Source organism: Curvibacter gracilis ATCC BAA-807, assembly GCF_000518645.1.
Taxonomy (GTDB): domain Bacteria; phylum Pseudomonadota; class Gammaproteobacteria; order Burkholderiales; family Burkholderiaceae_C; genus Curvibacter; species Curvibacter gracilis.
In genome coordinates, this window is record NZ_JADZ01000013.1 from 153,907 (window position 1) to 170,717 (window position 16,811).

At 64.8% G+C, this 16,811-nt stretch carries 17 protein-coding genes; 13 read left to right on the plus strand and 4 right to left on the minus strand.

The window, feature by feature from the left end:
* Window positions 1-20 precede the first annotated feature (20 nt).
* Window positions 21-2,267: a TonB-dependent receptor gene (locus L880_RS0111635; protein ID WP_051443258.1), complete on the minus strand. Its 2,247-nt coding sequence runs from the start codon at window positions 2,265-2,267 to the stop codon at window positions 21-23.
* 415 nt (window positions 2,268-2,682) lie between these two features.
* Between L880_RS0111635 and L880_RS0111640 the strand changes: the two genes are divergently transcribed.
* From L880_RS0111640 to L880_RS32270, 7 genes are all read left to right on the plus strand, one after another.
* The gene (locus tag L880_RS0111640) at window positions 2,683-3,351 is read left to right on the plus strand and encodes an energy transducer TonB (protein WP_027475824.1); all 669 of its coding nucleotides are present in this window, start codon (window positions 2,683-2,685) and stop codon (window positions 3,349-3,351) included.
* Between the two features lie 65 nt (window positions 3,352-3,416).
* Complete coding sequence (locus tag L880_RS0111645; RefSeq protein WP_027475825.1) at window positions 3,417-4,238, plus strand: MotA/TolQ/ExbB proton channel family protein; 822 nt, start codon at window positions 3,417-3,419, stop codon at window positions 4,236-4,238.
* Between the two features lie 49 nt (window positions 4,239-4,287).
* Window positions 4,288-4,710, plus strand: a complete 423-nt coding sequence (locus L880_RS0111650) for an ExbD/TolR family protein (protein WP_027475826.1) — start codon at window positions 4,288-4,290, stop codon at window positions 4,708-4,710.
* Between the two features lie 33 nt (window positions 4,711-4,743).
* Window positions 4,744-5,175: an ExbD/TolR family protein gene (locus L880_RS0111655; RefSeq protein WP_027475827.1), complete on the plus strand. Its 432-nt coding sequence runs from the start codon at window positions 4,744-4,746 to the stop codon at window positions 5,173-5,175.
* A 91-nt stretch (window positions 5,176-5,266) separates the two neighbouring features.
* Entirely contained in the window at window positions 5,267-6,487 is a 1,221-nt protein-coding gene (locus tag L880_RS0111660; RefSeq protein WP_027475828.1) for a tetratricopeptide repeat protein, read from the plus strand.
* Between the two features lie 72 nt (window positions 6,488-6,559).
* Window positions 6,560-7,591 carry a LacI family DNA-binding transcriptional regulator gene (locus L880_RS0111665; protein ID WP_027475829.1) on the plus strand — a complete coding sequence of 344 codons (1,032 nt, stop codon included), beginning with the start codon at window positions 6,560-6,562 and terminating at the stop codon, window positions 7,589-7,591.
* A 49-nt stretch (window positions 7,592-7,640) separates the two neighbouring features.
* Window positions 7,641-8,633, plus strand: coding sequence for a PfkB family carbohydrate kinase (locus tag L880_RS32270; RefSeq protein WP_043329299.1), 993 nt, complete (start codon window positions 7,641-7,643; stop codon window positions 8,631-8,633).
* A 21-nt stretch (window positions 8,634-8,654) separates the two neighbouring features.
* Here the strand turns inward: L880_RS32270 and L880_RS0111675 are convergent, their stop codons facing one another.
* Window positions 8,655-9,662 carry a glucokinase gene (locus tag L880_RS0111675; RefSeq protein ID WP_027475830.1) on the minus strand — a complete coding sequence of 336 codons (1,008 nt, stop codon included), beginning with the start codon at window positions 9,660-9,662 and terminating at the stop codon, window positions 8,655-8,657.
* Window positions 9,663-9,927: 265 nt separating this feature from the next.
* On the opposite strand from L880_RS0111675, the gene L880_RS0111680 reads away from it, so the two are divergent.
* The 6 genes from L880_RS0111680 (at window position 9,928) to L880_RS0111705 (ending at window position 15,705) form a co-directional block, all read left to right on the plus strand.
* Window positions 9,928-11,112 (plus strand): ABC transporter substrate-binding protein, encoded by a 1,185-nt coding sequence (locus L880_RS0111680; RefSeq protein ID WP_019574913.1) that lies wholly within the window; start codon window positions 9,928-9,930, stop codon window positions 11,110-11,112.
* Between the two features lie 104 nt (window positions 11,113-11,216).
* On the plus strand, window positions 11,217-12,089 hold the full coding sequence (locus L880_RS0111685; RefSeq protein WP_027475831.1) for a branched-chain amino acid ABC transporter permease: 873 nt from the start codon (window positions 11,217-11,219) through the stop codon (window positions 12,087-12,089).
* Window positions 12,089-13,093: a branched-chain amino acid ABC transporter permease gene (locus L880_RS0111690; RefSeq protein WP_027475832.1), complete on the plus strand. Its 1,005-nt coding sequence runs from the start codon at window positions 12,089-12,091 to the stop codon at window positions 13,091-13,093. Before L880_RS0111685 ends, L880_RS0111690 begins: the two co-directional genes overlap by 1 nt.
* The gene (locus tag L880_RS0111695) at window positions 13,090-13,893 is read left to right on the plus strand and encodes an ABC transporter ATP-binding protein (protein ID WP_051443259.1); all 804 of its coding nucleotides are present in this window, start codon (window positions 13,090-13,092) and stop codon (window positions 13,891-13,893) included. The genes L880_RS0111690 and L880_RS0111695 overlap by 4 nt, the downstream gene beginning before the upstream one ends.
* On the plus strand, window positions 13,886-14,593 hold the full coding sequence (locus L880_RS0111700) for an ABC transporter ATP-binding protein (protein ID WP_027475834.1): 708 nt from the start codon (window positions 13,886-13,888) through the stop codon (window positions 14,591-14,593). Before L880_RS0111695 ends, L880_RS0111700 begins: the two co-directional genes overlap by 8 nt.
* Window positions 14,594-14,703: 110 nt before the next feature.
* Window positions 14,704-15,705, plus strand: a complete 1,002-nt coding sequence (locus L880_RS0111705) for a TRAP transporter substrate-binding protein (protein ID WP_027475835.1) — start codon at window positions 14,704-14,706, stop codon at window positions 15,703-15,705.
* 90 nt (window positions 15,706-15,795) lie between these two features.
* On the opposite strand, the gene L880_RS0111710 is transcribed toward L880_RS0111705, so the two are convergent.
* Together L880_RS0111710 and L880_RS35605 are read right to left on the minus strand one after the other, a co-directional pair.
* Window positions 15,796-16,218 (minus strand): STY0301 family protein, encoded by a 423-nt coding sequence (locus tag L880_RS0111710; RefSeq protein WP_342669169.1) that lies wholly within the window; start codon window positions 16,216-16,218, stop codon window positions 15,796-15,798.
* 4 nt (window positions 16,219-16,222) lie between these two features.
* Entirely contained in the window at window positions 16,223-16,387 is a 165-nt protein-coding gene (locus L880_RS35605) for a BPSL0067 family protein (protein ID WP_157462817.1), read from the minus strand.
* Window positions 16,388-16,811: the final 424 nt, after the last annotated feature.

The window sequence follows — 16,811 nt, forward strand, 5'->3', positions numbered from 1 at the left end:
AGCGACGGCCTGCCTTCTCATCAGAAGTTGTAGCGAACCGACAGACGCACCGTGCGTGCGGTGATCGAGCGGGCCGCCGCGCGGTCGGTGTTGATCTCGGTGTAGCCCAGGGTGTTGAACAGGTTGTTCACACCCAGCATCACCGTGGTGGCCGCGTTCACGTCGTACTTGGCGAAGGCGTTCACGTAGGTGTAGCCGGGCAGCGTGGCCTGCAAGGCCGTGGTCTGGCCATCCTGCGACGACGTGGTGCCGATGATGGACGCCCCGACGGTGGCCGGGCCAAAGCGGTAGCTGGGCGCCAACTGGAAGATCACCTTGGCTTGGCGGTTCGGTGTCAGACCCGCATAGCCGGCGATGTTGGAGTCGGTCACCTTGGCGTTCGTCACGGTCATACCGCCGTTCAGGCGGAAGTTGCCCGCCTTGTAGCTGGCTTCCAGCTCCACCCCTTTGGCGTCGTACTTGTTGGCCGAGGACACGCCGGTGGTCACGTCATAGTTGGTTTCATCGGTCTTGGCCTGGAACAAGGTCACGAACGTGGTCACCGGGCCGTTGCGCCACTTCAAGCCGCCTTCGTACTGGGTGACGGTGTTGGGCGTCTGGTTGCCGTTTTGCAGGCAGTTGTTGCCGCAGGCGCCGCCGTAGGCCAGGATGCGGTCGCTGGGCAGGGCGCCGCCCTTGCTGATGCGGGCAAACACGGCGGTGTCCTTGCTCAGGCTGTAGTTGGCGCCCACCGAGTAGGAGTTGAGATCGGAGTGGTAGCCGATGCCCAGACCGCCCTTGGAGCCGCTGTCGGCCCAACTGCCGGTGACCTTCTGGCGATCAAAGCGCACGCTGGCATCGATGTTCAGCGGGCCGCGTTCATAGCCCAGTGCGGCGTAGGGTGCGAGGCTGTTGAAGGTCTCGTTCACGTTGCGCTGGTACCAACTGCTGTAGCTGCCATAGGTGCTGCTGCCATTGACCGGCAGGCTGGCGTTGAAGCCGCCGATCTCCCAATCCATGTTCAGCTTCTGGCTGGCCATGAAGACGCCCACCGTGCTGGTCAGCTTGGCCTGGTCGGCCATCTGGAAGGTCTTGGAGGCTTTCAGGTCATTGACGGCCAAACCGGCATCGTTGAAGCGAGAGCCCAGGAACAGGGCCTGGTAGCCGCTGGCGTTCGACGAGCTGGGATTGGTCAGGTTGTTGGTCGGGCCATAGGCCGCCGGCATGATGCCGTTGAACGATCCGCCGTTGGACGAGATGCGGAACTTGTCATTCAAACGCCAGCCACCGCCCAGGTCCAGGTTCACTTCGGCCCCGAAGGCTTTGGACACGGCGCGCAGACCGTCGTTCATGTTGCCCGGGCCGCCGCCGTACAGCCCCCAACTGGCGATGCGGGGCAGACCGCCGGCGTAGGGCGAGAAGGTGCCAGGGTTGACGCCATTGAGCTGAACGATCTGGCCGTTCACGATGCGCACCGGCGAGTCCATGATCAAAGGGGTCTTGTCGTCCAGGAACTTGGCGTAGATCTTGATGTTGTTGCCGCCGCCCAGGTCCTTGTTCAGCGCCAGGCGGATCTGCCCGCCGCCCTCCATGTTCACGCCTTGGGTGGCACGAGGGCCTTGGCCATCGCGTGCGTAGCCGCTGACGTTGAAGGTGGCGGTGTCGGAGATGCGAACACCGTAGTTCAGATCGAGGCGGCGGCTGGTCGAGCCGCCGACATTGGTGGTCAGCCCGATGGTGCCGCCTTCGGCTTCACCCGTCTTGCTGATGAAATTGATCACCCCGCCCGGGGCATTGGTGGCCATGGTCGAGGCCGAGCCCCCGCGCACCACTTCCACGCCTTCCGTGCCCATGTCGGCACGCATGTAGACGTCGGGGGTCAGAAAGTTGTAGTCGCCGTTCAGCAGGACGGGCAGGCCATCTTCCTGGAACTGCACGTAGCGCGAGCCGCCAGCCGAAATGGGCAAGCCGCGCACGGTCACGTTGGCATTGCCTTCACCGCTGCTGGCTTCTGCGCGGATGCCCGGGATGGAGCGCAGGATTTCAGCTGAGCTGGCGGGCATGGCGTCCTGGATCTGGTCTCCGTCCATCGAGCTGACGGACAGGCTCTGCTTCATCTTGGAGCGTGCCTCCGGGGTGGCGGTGATCACCATCTCGTCCAGGTTCAATCCGGAGCCCGCGGCGGCCGGCTGGGCGTTCTGGGCCCACGCGGCGCCGAGTTGCATGACCGCGATCGAGGTGGCGATCGCCACTTTGGTGGGAACGATGGCTGGGTGCTTCTTTTTCACAAAAGTCTCCTTCTACGTTTCATGAGTGAGCCGAAACCTCGCTGCAAGCCCGGTTTTCGGCTGGGGTGACTCTCGGCACACAAGGCATGCCTACCGCGAGTGACCGCATTGTGTTTGATCATGCAAACGTTTGCAAAGAGGCTTTTATCAATTTGATCAAATATGGCTTGGTCGCGGCTTGTCAGCCTGCAGCTAAGGACGCCGCTTCTCCTCTGTAGAGGCTTGAAAATTCAGTAATTTCCCTAGTGTGTATGGCTAGCAACAGCGGTGATTCATCCCCGGTGGTCCTGGTTTTGGAAATCTAGGGTTATCACTGATATTGATTTTTTCTCCTGAAACTACGATTGCAAACGTTTGCATGAAAACCGATTTCATGTGCATTCAAGAAGTCCAAAACCAGAGGAGACCCTTTTTGATGAATGACTACGCCAGTCGGCAACGCACCCCCCGCAAGCACGTTGTGGGCTTGTGCCTGGTGCTGGTGCTGCATGCGTTGATCTTTTGGGCGATCAATTCGGGCCTGGCCCGCAAGTTCGTCAAAGTGATCAAGGGGCCGGTCGAGGCCCAGTTGCTGGAAGAGGCCAAACCCGACATCCCGCCGCCGCCGCCCCCTCCGCCGCCACCGAAGAACGCCCCGCCGCCGCCTCCGCCGGCCTACGTTCCACCCGCCGCCGTGGTGAGCAATGCGCCTGCAGCGGCCAATGCCATCGCGGCGGTATCGAACACGCCGCAGCCGCCGGCACCTCCACCGCCGCCGCCGGCACCACCTGCGCCGCCGGCACCTCCACCACCGCCTGCTGCACCGGTGCGCACGGCAGCCGTGATCAGTGCACAGAACTGCGAGAAGCCGGCTTACCCGGCGGCCTCCCGGCGTGCCGAAGAAGAGGGCACGGTGCAGTTGCGCTTCCTGGTGGACGTCGATGGCCGCGTGGTCGATTCGCAAGTGGAAAGCACGTCGGGCTTCAAGCGCTTGGACGAGGCGGCCCGGCTGGCCTTGGCGCGCTGCCAGTTCAAGCCCGCCACCACTGACGGCAAGCCCGAGCAGAGCTGGGCCAGCATGAAGTACACGTGGCGCCTGGAATGAGCCGGCCCGCCGCCCCCACCCTTCAAGACAACAGACAACATCATTTTTCGAGGAGTTCTTCCACCATGTTCAAAATCATCAAGTCCATCGCTGTGATCTGCGGCCTGAGTGCCAGCCTGTGGCTGGGCCAAGGCGCCGTCTGGGCGGCCGATGCTGCGGCCCCTGCTGAGACGACGAGCGCCCAAGCGGCACCGGCACCGGCACAGGCCAGCGCGGGCGCCGAAGCCAGCACCGACAACCCCTATGGCCTGGGGGCACTGTGGGCCCAGGGCGATGCCGTGGCCAAGGGCACGCTGTTGATCCTGGTGCTCATGAGCATGGGCAGCTGGTATGTCATCGTCACCAAGTTCTTCGAGCAAAACCGCAACGCCGGCTTTGCTCGCAAGGCGCAGGACAACTTCTGGACCAAGGGTTCGGTGCGCGAAGGGACGGATGAATTGCACGCCGACAGTCCCTACCGATTCATCGCTGAAAAAGGCCTGGAAGGTGCCAGCAAGCACGAAGGCATGCTGGGCGCGGTGGACTTCAACACCTGGGTCACGATGAGCATCCAGCGCGCCATCGGCAACGTTCAAAGCCGCATGCAGGATGGCCTGGCGGTGTTGGCCACCGTGGGGTCGACCGGTCCGTTCGTGGGCCTGTTCGGCACGGTCTGGGGCATCTACAACGCCTTGGTCAAGATCGGCATGTCGGGGCAGGCCAGCATCGACAAGGTGGCTGGCCCCGTCGGTGAGTCGCTGATCATGACGGCCATCGGTCTGGCTGTCGCGGTGCCTGCGGTGCTGGGCTACAACTGGCTGGTGCGTCGCAACAAGGCTGCCATGGAAGACATCAATGCGTTCGGCAACGATCTGCATTCGGTGCTGCTGGCCACCGCCAAGAAGTGAATCCCATTGACATGAGAGCCGCTTCGGCGGCGCACAGGAGACCCCAACCATGGCCATGAATGTCGGTGCCGATTCGGGCGAAGACGAAGTCCTCAGCCAGATCAACACCACGCCGCTGGTGGACGTCATGCTGGTGTTGCTGATCATTTTCCTGATCACGATCCCGGTGGTGACCACCTCGGTCAAGGTGGATCTTCCCAAAGAGAAGAACGTGGTGCGCGAGACCAAGCCCGAGAACGTCATCATTTCGGTGGATGCGGCAGGGCACATCTTTTTGTATGACACGCCGATCAAGAACTCCTCCGACTTGCTGGACCGCATGAAGACCTTTGCCGTCAAGGTGCCACAGCCCGAGGTGCAGATCCGGGGCGATGCGCGCAGCGATTTCGAGTCGGTGGGGCGGGTCATGTATGCGGTGCAGCGTGCCGGCATCACCAAGGTGGGCTTCATCACCGAGCCGGCCTCCAACTGAGCCCGGACTCCGTTTCAAAGACAAGGATTCATCATGGGAATGAACATAGGTAGCGGGAGCGGCAGCAGCGAACCCGAGGTGATGATGGACATCAACACCACGCCCCTGATCGACGTGATGCTGGTGCTGTTGATCATGCTGATCATCACCATTCCAGCGCAATTGCACTCGGTCAACCTGGACATGCCGGTGTCTGCGCCACCCACCAAAAAGGTGGACCCGGTGGTGGTGCACATCGACATCGACAAGCAAAGTGTCATCCACTGGAACGGCGCGGCCCTGGCCAGCCGGGCTGAGTTGGAGGCGCATCTGGGCGAGGCGGTGCGCCTGCAGCCTCAGCCTGAGATCCACATCCGTTCGGATGCCAAGGCCAAGTACGAGGCGGTGGCCGCGGTGATGGCCAATGCCCAGCGTGTCGGCTTGACCAAGCTGGGCATCGTGGGCTCCGAACAGTTTGTCAACTGAGCGTCAACTGAGTTTCTCCAAGGTAGTGACTTACCCCGCGCTCTCGGGCGCGGGGTCTTTTTTGACCGAATCTGGATCGATGCCTTCTGTCATGACTTCCCTCGCTTTTCCCTTGCCCGGCTCGGGCCGCTTCATGTCTGCGGTGTTGGCCGCTCTCCTCTGGGTGACCACCGCCCAGGCCGACGATGCACTGCGCCGTGAAGTGGCCCAGCCGCTGCAGGCGGCCCAGGACGTGTTGAAGGCGCGCCGCCCCGACGAGGCGCTGGCCTTGCTGGCGCCCTTGCGTGCACGCACCGACCTGACGGATGCCGAGCGGGCCTTGTTGGACCGCACCACTGCGGCGGCTGCCATGCAGGCACGTCAGTTTGCGCTGGCCGTACCGGCGTTTGAATCGCTGCTGCAGCGCACCGACCTGTCCGAGGCGGAGCGACGTGCGTTCGTGCAGTCGCTGGTCAACGCCAGCATCAACCTCAAGGACTACACCCGGGCCGCGCGTTGGGCCCTGGCTGGATGGCAGGCGGGTGGGCCCGAGGCCGCGCGCTTCCGTCAGGTCAGGTGGCAGTCGCTGGCCATGGTGGCGCAGCATGCCGAGCTGGTGGCTGAAGCCCGCCAGGCCCAGTCTGAGGCCGGCAGCCCCCCTTTGAATGAGGCCGAGTTGCGTGCCCTGGGGGCCAGCCAGCTCAAGCTCAGGGACGAAGCCGGCTACTACCAGACCTTGCTCCAGTTGCTGCGCCAGTCGCCCACGCTGGAGGGCAGCCGCGACTATTGGGCTGACCTGTTGCCCAGGGTCACCCAGCAGCCTGGCTTCAACAGCCGCCTTGAACTCGATGTCTACCGCCTCTATGAGGCCACGGGCAACCTGGAAGATGCGGCTGAGTTCAGCAGTTTTGCCAGTCTGGCGATAAAGGCCGGCTTGCCGGCTGAAGCGAGCCGCGTGCTGGCGCTGGGGGCCGAACGGCGTGTTCTGGTGGATGCGCCTGCCCAGACGCAACTGGCGCAGGCCCGCAAGCGCGCCGCGGAGGACGAACAAGCCCTGCCGGGGTTGCGTGAAGCCGCGCGCCAAGGCAACGATTGGGCGCAACTGGGCGACCTGCTCGGCTCGGCACAGAGGTGGCCCCAGGCTGTCGAGGCCTACGAAAAGGCGCTGGGCCTGGGGGCGCTCCGCCGCCCTGAAGAAGTGCGCTTACACTACGGCCGCAGTCTCATCGGAGCAGGCCGCAAAGCGCAAGCACGAGAGGTGCTGAGTGCGGTTGGCGGTGATGGCCTGCTGGTTGCTCAGCTTTGGCTTCTGTATGCGCAGCAGACCCCCTGATGCGCCCACCTGTCCCGGTCTTCGGGCCAGGTCTGAACCGACCTGCAACGCTGTTCAACCCCTTGAGCCGACATGACACGACCTGACTCCGATAAGCGACGCGTCCAGATGATGGACATTGCCCGCCTGGCGGGTGTGTCTGCCTCCACGGTGTCGCGTGCCCTGAATGGCAGTGCGCTGATCAACCCGGAGACCCGACAGCGCATCACCGAGTTGGCGCGCTCGTTGAACTATTCGATCAACGTCGGGGCCAAGAATCTGCGTCTGGGTGAGAACCGGACCATCGGTGTGGTGATCCCCTTCGATCGCAAAACCCGCCAGCATGTGTCGGACCCGTTTTTCCTGGGCATGCTGGGTAGCCTGGCCGATGCCCTGACCGACCATGGCTACGACCTGTTGCTGTCGCGGGTGGACTCGGAGCACCTGGATGACCTGGCCGGTCTGTACGACACCGGGCGCGCGCGCGGCATTGTGGTCATCGGCCAGTGGGGCCATCATGATCAGCTCAACGCGCTGGCTGTGCGGCAAGTGCCCTTTGTAGTCTGGGGTGCGCAATTGCCGCGACAACTGTATTGCAGCGTGGGCACCGATAATTTTTCGGGTGGCCGCATGGCGACGGAACATCTGTTGAGCCTGGGGCGGCGCCACATTGCCTTCATGGGGGATGTGGCGTTTCCAGAGGCCGAGCAGCGCTTTGAAGGTTATCTGCAGGCGCACCGTGATCGAGGTCTCACCCCTGATCCGGCACTGCGCATCGTGGCACCCTTCACCGCCGCTGAGGCCCAGCAGGCGATGCGCGAGTTTTTGGCCCGAGGTGTGGGCATCGATGGCCTGTTTGCAGCCAGTGACCTGATCGCCATGAACGCCATGGGGGTGTTGCTGGCCCAGGGGCTGGAGGTTCCCCGCGACGTCAGTGTGGTGGGCTACGACGACATCGAGGCGGCCTCACACTGCCATCCCTCTCTGACCACGGTGCGCCAGCCCATCGAGCTGGCAGGCACCGAAATGGTGGATTGTCTGCTCCGCCTCACCGCAGGCGAGCGCCCGGAGCCCCGCATCCTGGCAGCCACCTTGCAGGTGCGCGGTTCGACCCGCGCGCAGTGATTCCAGATCCCAACTGATTTCAAGAGGCGCCGCCCCGGCGTTGATGGCCATGTCCGATTTTTCTGCCGCCCAGGTGGCGATTGCTGGTGAAGCCCTGATCGATCTGATTGCGCGTCCGGATGGCGCCTTCGAGCCCTGTCTCGGGGGCGCGGTCTACAACCTGAGCCGGGCCATCAGCCGCCAGGGCGTCAGCACCACCTATCTGAACCCCTTTGCCAGCGATCGATTCGGGCGGGCACTGGTGTCCCAGATTCAAGCCGACGGCGTGCGCCTGGCCCATCCGCAGCCGGTGGCTCAGGCAACCTCGCTGGCCGTGGTATCACTGAACGAGCAGGGTCATCCTGACTATGCCTTCTACCGCGAAGGTGTGGCCGATCGCCAGGTCAGCGCGGAGGGCTTGAATGCCGACTGCGCCGCCTTGCCAGACTTGCAATGTGTGTGTACGGGGGGCTTGGCACTCGATGCGCGGGATGCCTCGGTCTACCTGCCCTGGTTGGTGGCGCAGCGTGCCGCGGGCCGGCGTGTGGCGGTGGATGCCAACCTGCGCCCCTCCGTGATGCCCGATTTGCGGGCTTACCAGGTTCATGTGCAGCAAGTGTTGGCCCAGGCCGATCTGGTCAAGGTGAGTGACGAGGACCTGGCCCACCTGGAGGTACCCGGCGCTACGCCCTTGTTGCAGGCCGAGGCCCTGATGGGGCGAATGAACGCTGACTGGCTGGCCCTGACGCTGGGCGAGCGGGGAGCTTGGCTGCTGGAGCGTGATGGACGCCGCTGGTTTGCACGCGAAGGTGCGCCGCTCGACGTGATTGACACCGTGGGAGCCGGGGACAGCTTTTTCGCGGGATTGTTGAGCAGCCTGTTGCGCCATGGTCCAGGCTGGGCGCAGTCGCGCGGCCTGGGTGATGCGGCTGCGGCGCAGGCTTTGCGGCATGCAGTGGCCTGCGCCAGTCTTTGTGTTCAGCAACGCGGCTGTGTGCCCCCGAGCTGGCAACAGGCTCAGGACTGGGCCTTGGCGCACCCGGCCGTGATGGTGCCTCGCTGAGCCCGTCTGGAGGGCGGTGGCTCAGCGCAGGTTGTCCAGCGCATTGGCCGCGCCCTGCAGCGCCGGCGACACCGGGCTGGTGATCACCCAGGTGGGCACCTGGCTCAGGTAGGCGCTGAAGCGGCCCTTGGCCTCGAAGCGCTGGCGGAAATCAGAGGCCACAAAGAAATCGAGCAGGCGCGGCACGATGCCGCCGCCGATGTACACGCCGCCGCGGGCCCCCAGGGTCAGGGCCAGGTTGCCGGCCACATCGCCCAGGAAGCGGCAGAACAGGTGCAAGGTGTGCTCGGCGGCCGAGCCGGGCTCGCGCAGGCCGGCTTCGATGATCTGCGGCGCGCCGGCGCTGTCGTCGGCGGGCAGGCCCTGCACCTGGCGCACCGCCTGGTACAGCTCGGGCAGGCCCGTGCCCGACACCACCCGTTCGGCCGACACATGGCCGTGGCGCTGGCGCAGCACCTCGATCACCGCAAATTCGTGGGCGTTCATGGCGCCCACGCTCACATGCCCCCCTTCGCCTGCCACCGGGGCCCAGGGCCCCTGAGGCCCGGCAGGGACCAACCCCGACACCCCCAGCCCCGTGCCCGGGCCGATCAAGGCCACGGCAGCGCCGGCGGCGGCCGTGCCGCCGCCCACGGCGCGCAGGTCTTCAGCAGGCAGGCTGTGCAAGGACAAGGCCAGCGCCGTGAAATCGTTCAGCAACAACAGGCGCTGCAGGCCCAGACCGGCGCGCAGGGCCTCCACCGAGAAGGCCCAGTGGTGGTTGGTCATGCGCACCGCGTCGCCGTTGACCGGGTTGGCAATGCCGAAGGCGGCGCGGGCCGGTGGGGGCAACTGCTGCGTGCCCAGGTAGTGCTGCACTGCGGCCAGCAGGCTGGGGTGCTCGGCGCAGGGCACCACCTGCACCTGGGTGATGGGGCTGCCGGCCTGATGCTGCCAGCCGAAACGGGCGTTGGTGCCGCCGATGTCGCCCAGCAGGCGGGGAAACTCGGTGGGCAGGGCGGGGGTCTCGGGGGCTCGGGCTTCGTACATGGGGCTTGCGTCTGGGCGGGCTGCGAGGGGGTTGAAGAATATCCTCAGAGAGGGTTGGTAATTTTATTACGTCTTCGCAGGTGCTCGTGTAACTTGTTGGCGGGGCCAGCATGGTGGCGGGGCTTTACCGGCGATGCCCTTGAGCCTGCCGCCCGTACATTGCGCGTGATAGAGTCCGCGCAAACAACAGAGATCCGGACCCCGGCAGATCAACCCGCGGCCAAAAAGGGCTTCGCCCGGTGCCCGCCGCATTGGAGACAAAGAGATGCAAAAACGTCAATTCTTTCAGCGTGTGGCGCTGTCTGCACTGGCCCTGGCGGCCGCCCAGGCCGGCACAGCCCTGGCGCAGGACGCCGGCAAATTCAAGATCGGCCTGATCCTGCCCATGACCGGCCAATCGGCCTCCACCGGGCGCCAGATCGAGGCGGCGGCACGGCTCTACATGGCGCAGAACGGCGACACCGTGGCCGGCCGCAAGATCGAGCTGATCGTGAAGGACGACACCGGTCTGCCCGACGTGACCAAGCGCATCGCGCAAGAGCTGGTGGTCAATGAGAAGGTCAATGTGCTGGGTGGCTTCGGCCTCACGCCGCTGGCCCTGGCCACCGCGCCCATCGCCACCCAGTCCAAGACCCCGATGGTGGTGATGGCGGCTGCCACCTCCAGCATCACCCAGGCCTCGCCCTTCATCGTGCGCTCCAGCTTCACGCTGCCGCAGGTGACGGTGTCCATGGCCGACTGGGCCCCCAAGAACGGCATCAAGAAGGTGGTCACCCTGGTCTCGGACTACGGCCCGGGCATCGATGCCGAGAAGTTCTTCAAGGAACGCTTCACCTTCAACGGTGGTCAGGTGGTGGATGCGCTGCGCGTGCCGCTGCGCAACCCCGACTTCGCCCCCTTCCTGCAGAAGGTGCGCGACGAGAAGCCCGATGCGCTGTTTGTCTTCGTGCCCTCGGGGGCCGGCGCCGCGGTGATGAAGCAGTTTCTGGAGCGCGGCATGGACAAGGCCGGCATCCGCCTGATCGCTACCGGCGACGTGACCGATGACGACCAGCTCAACGACATGGGCGACGGTGCCCTGGGCGTGGTCACCTCGCATCATTACTCGGCCGACCACAACTCGCCGGTCAACAAGAAGTTTGTCGAAGCCTTCCAGAAGGCCAACCCGGCCATGCGCCCCAACTTCATGGCCGTGGGCGGCTACGACGGCATGCGCGTGATCTATGAAGCCCTCAAGGCCACCCAGGGCAAGGGCGATGGCACGGCCTTGCTGGGGGCCATGAAGGGGCAGATCTTCGAGAGCCCGCGTGGCCAGGTCTTCATCGATGCGCAGACGCGCGACATCGTGCAGAACGTATACCTGCGCAAGGTCGAGAAGAAGAACGGCCAGCTCTACAACGTCGAGTTCGACGTGATCAAGGACGTGAAAGACCCCGGCAAGGCGCGCTGAGCGCCCGCCCATTCGTCCATCTGCCCACCCGGGCACCGTGGCCCCGGCCTGCCGGCAGGCGGGGCTTTGACTGACCACTGAGCACCACCGGGAGGTGAGCCGCCGTGTTGACGATTCTTTTTGACGGCGTGGCCTACGGCATGCTGCTGTTTGTGCTGGCCGTGGGCCTGGCCGTGACCCTGGGGCTGATGAACTTCATCAACCTGGCGCATGGCGCCTTTGCCATGGCAGGGGGCTACATCACCGTGCTGGCGATGCAGCGCCTGGGCCTGCCTTTTCTGGCCTGCCTGCCGCTGGCCTTTGTGGGCGCCGGGCTGATGGGGGCGCTGCTGGAGCGCACGCTGTACCGGCCCATGTACAGCAAGCCGCACCTGGACCAGGTGCTGTTCTCCATCGGCCTGGCCTTCATGGCGGTGGCCGGGGTGGACTACTTTGCCGGCTCCAGTCAGCAGAACGTGCAACTGCCCGAATGGCTGCGCGGCCGCACCGAACTGGGCGAAGGCCTGCTGCAACTGGGCATGGGCCACTACCGCCTGTTCATCATCGCGGTGTGTGCGGCCCTCACGGTGCTGCTGCAGCTGGTGCTCACCCGCACCCGCTTCGGCAGCCGGCTGCGCGCCGCGGTGGACGACCCGCGCGTGGCCGCCGGCCTGGGCATCAACGTGAACCAGATCTTTCTGCTCACCTTTGCCGTGGGCTCGGGCCTGGCCGGGCTGGGTGGCGCGCTGGGGGCCGAGGTGCTGGGGCTGGACCCGACCTTCCCGCTCAAGTACATGATCTATTTCCTGATCGTGGTCTCGGTGGGGGGCACCTCGTCGATCACCGGGCCCTTGCTGGCCGCGCTGCTGCTGGGCGTGGCCGATGTGGCGGGCAAGTACTTCATCCCCAAGCTGGGCGCCTTCATCGTCTACACGCTCATGATCATGATTCTTCTGTGGCGCCCGCAGGGGCTGTTCACGCGCCGGGGGGGCCGCTGATGTCCAACCCCAAGCCCTTTTCCATCTCCGCCATGCAGTCGGATCTTCTGCGCCGCTCCCGCCCGCGGGCCTGGGAGTTCGTGGTCTGGGCCGCCGCCCTGGCTGCGCCCGCCGTGCTGCCCTCGCATGCGCTGATGATCAACGAGATCGCCATCGTGGCCTTGTTCGCCATGTCGCTGGACCTGATCCTGGGCTACACCGGCATCGTCTCGCTGGGCCATGCGGCCTTCTTCGGCTTTGGCGCCTACTCGGCCGCCCTGTTTGCCAAACTGGTCATGCCCGACCCCACGCTGGGCCTGCTGGTGGCCACGGTGCTGTGCACCGCGTTGGGGGCGCTGTGCAGCGTCACCATCCTGCGCGGCACCGACCTGACCCGGCTGATGGTGACCCTGGGCACCGCGCTGATCCTGCTGGAGCTGGCCAACAAGCTCGACTGGCTGACCGGGGGCGCCGACGGCCTGCAGGGCGTGATCATGGGCCCGGTGCTGGGGTACTTCGAGTTCGACCTGACAGGCCAGGTGGCGGCCTGGTACTCGCTGGGCGTGGCCCTTGGGCTGTTCGTGCTGATGCGGCGCCTGGTGCATTCGCCCTTGGGCGCCACCTTGATGGCGATCCGCGACAACCGCCTGCGCGCCATGGCCATCGGCATCCCGGTGGTGCAGCGCCTGGTGCTGATCTACGCCGTGGCCGCCGGGGTGGCCGGCGCGGCCGGGGCTTTGCTGGCGCAGACCACGGGCTTTGCCTCGCTCGATGTGCTGGCCTTCGACCGCTCGGCTGATGTGTTGCTGATGCTGGTGATCGGCGGGGTGGGTTGGCTGTACGGCGGCATCGTCGGGGCCATCGTCTTCAAGCTGCTGCAAGACAGCCTGTCGGCCATCACGCCGCAGTACTGGATGTTCTGGATCGGCCTGCTGCTGGTCTTGCTGGTGCTGGTGGGGCGCGAGCGCCTGCTGCGCCCCTGGACCTGGTTCGGCCGCAGCCATCCGCCAGGGGGCCCGCAATGAGCGCCGCCTACTACGAAGCCATTGCCGAGAGCACCCGGGCCGAAGCCCCGGTGGTGCTGGAGACGCGCTCGCTGGTGATGCGCTTTGGTGGCATCACCGCCACCAACCAGGTGTCGCTGCAGCTGCGCCAGGGGGCCCGCCATGCACTGATCGGCCCCAATGGCGCTGGCAAGACCACCTTGATCAACCAGCTCACCGGCGTGCTGGCCCCGTCCGAGGGCAGCGTGTGGCTGGACGGGCAGGACATCACCACGCTGGCGCCCCACCTGCGGGTGCAGCGCGGCCTGGTGCGCACCTTCCAGATCAACCAGTTGTTCGACAGCATGAGCCCCTTGCAGACGCTGAGCCTGGTGGTGTCGCAACACCGCGGCCAGGGCGGCCGCTGGTGGCAGGCCCTGGGCCGCGACCGTGGCGTGGTGGAGCGCGCCGAGCAGTTGCTGGAGCAGTTCCACCTGAGCGATGTGGCGCAACAGCCCACGCGGGTGCTGGCCTATGGCAAGCGCCGCCTGCTGGAGATGGCGATCGCCCTGGCCTGCGAGCCCCGTGTGCTGCTGCTGGACGAGCCCGTGGCTGGCGTGCCGGCGGGCGAGCGCGACGAACTGCTGCAGACCGTGGCGGCCTTGCCGGCCGATGTCTCGGTGCTGCTGATCGAGCACGACATGGACCTGGTGTTCAGCTTTGCCCGCCGCATGACGGTGCTGGTCAATGGCACGGTGCTGACCGAAGGCGAGCCCGAAGCGATTGCGAACGATCCCCAGGTCAAGGCGGTGTACCTGGGCCACGGAGACACCCATGGCTGAGTTGCTGAACGTCGAGAACCTGAGCGCCGGCTATGGGGAGGCCGTGGTGCTGCACGAGGTGTCGCTGCGCCTGGACGAGGGCCAGACCCTGGCCCTGCTGGGGCGCAATGGCACCGGCAAGACCACCTTCATGAACACCCTGGCGGGCGCCACACGCCAGCATGCGGGGCGCATCACCCTGGGCGGCCAGGCCCTGAACCGGCTCAAACCCCATGAGCGGGCCGCAGCCGGCATCGGCTGGGTGCCGCAAGAGCGCAACATCTTCAAGTCGCTCACGGTGCACGAGAACCTCACGGCCGTGGCCCGGCCCGGGCCCTGGACGCCCGAGCGCGCCTACCAGATGTTTCCGCGCCTGGCCGAGCGCCAGGGCAACCTGGGCACCCAGCTCTCGGGCGGCGAGCAGCAGATGTTGGCCGTGGCCCGCGCCCTGGTGCTGAACCCGCGGCTGCTGCTGCTTGACGAACCGCTGGAGGGCCTGGCCCCCATCATCGTGGAGGAGTTGTTGCGCGCCATCCGCGCCATCACCCGCGACGAAGGCCTGAGCGCCATCATCGTCGAGCAGCACCCGCAGGCCATCCTGGCGATCTCGGATGTGGCCGTGGTGCTGGACCACGGCACCGTGGTGCACCGCGACAGCGCCCAGGCCCTGAGCGATCAGCCCGGTTTGCTCGATCAGTTGCTGGGTGTGGCGCGGCGCTGACAGGCGGGGTGGCCATAGGCCACGCTTTTCCACGCTTTATGGCCGACGAGCGGTGCATTTCCGCGGACGGGTCGTATCATGCCCACAGCGTTTCAACCGAGGGTTTTCCCGTGTCCGATTGCATTGCGCGCCGTCAGGCGCTGGCTTCGCTGTGGGGGGCTGCGCTGTTCGGCAGTGGCTCTGTCCTGGCCCAGCCCCAGGCATCCGCCCTGCGTTTTTCAGGCGCCTACGGCGACGCCGTGTTCCACACCCAGAACCTGCGTCAGTTCGCTCGCCGTGTCGCTGAACTGGCGGGCGCGCCCGTCGAGCTGGGGGTGAACTCGCAACTCAAACCCATGGCCGAGGTGCTGCCCGCGCTGGAGACCGGCGAGCTGGCCTTTGGCGAGGTGCTGATGTCCTCTTATGGCGCCAAGTACCCGCTGCTGACCCTCGACTCCTTGCCCTTCATCGTGCGTGGCTTCGATGATGCCGCCCACATGTGGGAGGCCTCGCGCAAGGCCGTGGGCGACGAACTGCTCAGCCACGGTGTCCGCGTGCTGTATGCCGTGCCGTGGCCGGGCCAAGGGCTTTACAGCCGCATTGCGGTCAACCAGTTGAGCGATCTGAAGGGCCTGCGCTTTCGCGTCTACAACGACGCCACCAAGCGTCTGGCCGAGCTGTCGGGCGCCACCGCCACCACCATTGCTGCGCAAGACCTCTCCAAGGCCATCGAGACCGGGCAGGTGGACGCCATGGTCACGTCCAGCACCACTGGGGTGGACAGCCAGGCCTGGAAGTACATGAAGTTCTTTGTGGACCTGCGCGCCTGGATCCCGAAGAACATGGTGTGCGTCAGTGAAAAGGTCTGGAATGGCTTCAGCCCGGCCGTGCGTCAGAGCCTGCTGGAGGCCGCCAAACAGGCCGAGACCCAGGGCTGGCAGATGGCCCGCAGCGCCGACGAGGCGGCCAAGAAGCAATTGGCCGAACAGCGTGTGCAGGTGCTGCCCCCCACCGCCGAACTGCGCCGCACCCTGGACCAGTTGGGCGAACGCTTCGGCCGCGAGTGGGCGCAAAAGGCCGGCATCAACAGCACCCAGGCCCTGCTGGGCTACTACGCCCGGCGCGGTGGGTGAAGCCGGCGGCATCCAGGCAGGCCTGCGCGCTGTTCAACGTCGCATTTCAAATGCGCTTTGTTGAGCCCCTGGGTGCCCAGCGTCAGCAGCTCATTGGCATGTGAAGCTGACCTGCAACACCTTGGGCAGGCCAGCGCTCTTGCTCACGGCACGGCATTCGGTGACGGCCTGCTTCACGGGCATGGCCAGGCGGAACAAGCCCGACGCGTAATCGCAGCTGAGCCAGAGGTCGGGTGTGGGGGATGAAAATCGCCAGACACTGAGATTCGCATGGGTGTCGGCATCCTCGGGTTGCAGTTGGGCCCCCATTTCAGGCGGGCCATCAAACAGGTTGAAGCCGCTCAACCAGACCGGGCCCGGAGAAACACTCGCCACCCACCTGGGCGATGGCTTGGAGGGTTTGATTTGCGCTGATTCAAGCTGAATCCGATCAGGGCAGACCTGATTTTGTGCCGACCATGCCGGACTTGCCAGCAACAGCAAAATCAAGCCAGGATGCTTCATGAAATTCATGGCGTCATTCTATGATCGAATAGGCATCTGCATTATTGCTGGGGTCCAGATAGGCTCCGGCCTTGTTCTTGCCTTTGTTTTTGATTAAGCGCTTGGAGACTTTGGGCTTGGTCTTGTCATCGGCCCATGGGTTCAGGGTCCAGATGTGCTTTCTTGATGCGAAGCCCATCAGTCAATTCTTTCAGGCCTGCCCTGCTGTTCATGAGCGCAATGGGGTTGTCAAAAACTCAAGGTCCACATCGCCCTCGTTTGCAGTTTTTGGCAGGGTCGGGTTTATGGGTTGTTTTGAAACCGAGTTGAGCAGAAGTTCCAGTGTGGCTGATTGATTTTTGTTGAAAACCGATTCAAATTGAATCTGCTCATCGTTTGATGAAGCCAGTTTTCACATTAATTAGGGGTTGGTGATTTCAATCGATGCAAATCAAAGGGGCTCGCGCATTTGTTTTTCTGAGAATTGGAATAGTCCAGAGGATTGGTGGGGAAAAGATATTCCGGATGTGAGTATTCGGATGTTCGCAGTTGCGCTGCTTGCTGGGTATGCACGGTTTACTCAATTGCAAGACTGAGACGATTTGACGCAATCCGGCCGGCAC

Coding starts and splice junctions, on each gene's coding strand:
- L880_RS0111695 (WP_051443259.1), top strand. CDS start 13,090: ATGAGCGCCGCCTACTACGAAGCCATTGCCGAGAGCACCCGGGCCGAA.
- L880_RS32270 (WP_043329299.1), top strand. CDS start 7,641: ATGTCCGATTTTTCTGCCGCCCAGGTGGCGATTGCTGGTGAAGCCCTG.
- L880_RS0111650 (WP_027475826.1), top strand. CDS start 4,288: ATGGCCATGAATGTCGGTGCCGATTCGGGCGAAGACGAAGTCCTCAGC.
- L880_RS0111640 (WP_027475824.1), top strand. CDS start 2,683: ATGAATGACTACGCCAGTCGGCAACGCACCCCCCGCAAGCACGTTGTG.
- L880_RS0111655 (WP_027475827.1), top strand. CDS start 4,744: ATGGGAATGAACATAGGTAGCGGGAGCGGCAGCAGCGAACCCGAGGTG.
- L880_RS0111690 (WP_027475832.1), top strand. CDS start 12,089: ATGTCCAACCCCAAGCCCTTTTCCATCTCCGCCATGCAGTCGGATCTT.
- L880_RS0111645 (WP_027475825.1), top strand. CDS start 3,417: ATGTTCAAAATCATCAAGTCCATCGCTGTGATCTGCGGCCTGAGTGCC.
- L880_RS35605 (WP_157462817.1), bottom strand. CDS start 16,387: ATGGGCTTCGCATCAAGAAAGCACATCTGGACCCTGAACCCATGGGCC.
- L880_RS0111680 (WP_019574913.1), top strand. CDS start 9,928: ATGCAAAAACGTCAATTCTTTCAGCGTGTGGCGCTGTCTGCACTGGCC.
- L880_RS0111665 (WP_027475829.1), top strand. CDS start 6,560: ATGACACGACCTGACTCCGATAAGCGACGCGTCCAGATGATGGACATT.
- L880_RS0111700 (WP_027475834.1), top strand. CDS start 13,886: ATGGCTGAGTTGCTGAACGTCGAGAACCTGAGCGCCGGCTATGGGGAG.
- L880_RS0111660 (WP_027475828.1), top strand. CDS start 5,267: ATGACTTCCCTCGCTTTTCCCTTGCCCGGCTCGGGCCGCTTCATGTCT.
- L880_RS0111710 (WP_342669169.1), bottom strand. CDS start 16,218: ATGAATTTCATGAAGCATCCTGGCTTGATTTTGCTGTTGCTGGCAAGT.
- L880_RS0111675 (WP_027475830.1), bottom strand. CDS start 9,662: ATGTACGAAGCCCGAGCCCCCGAGACCCCCGCCCTGCCCACCGAGTTT.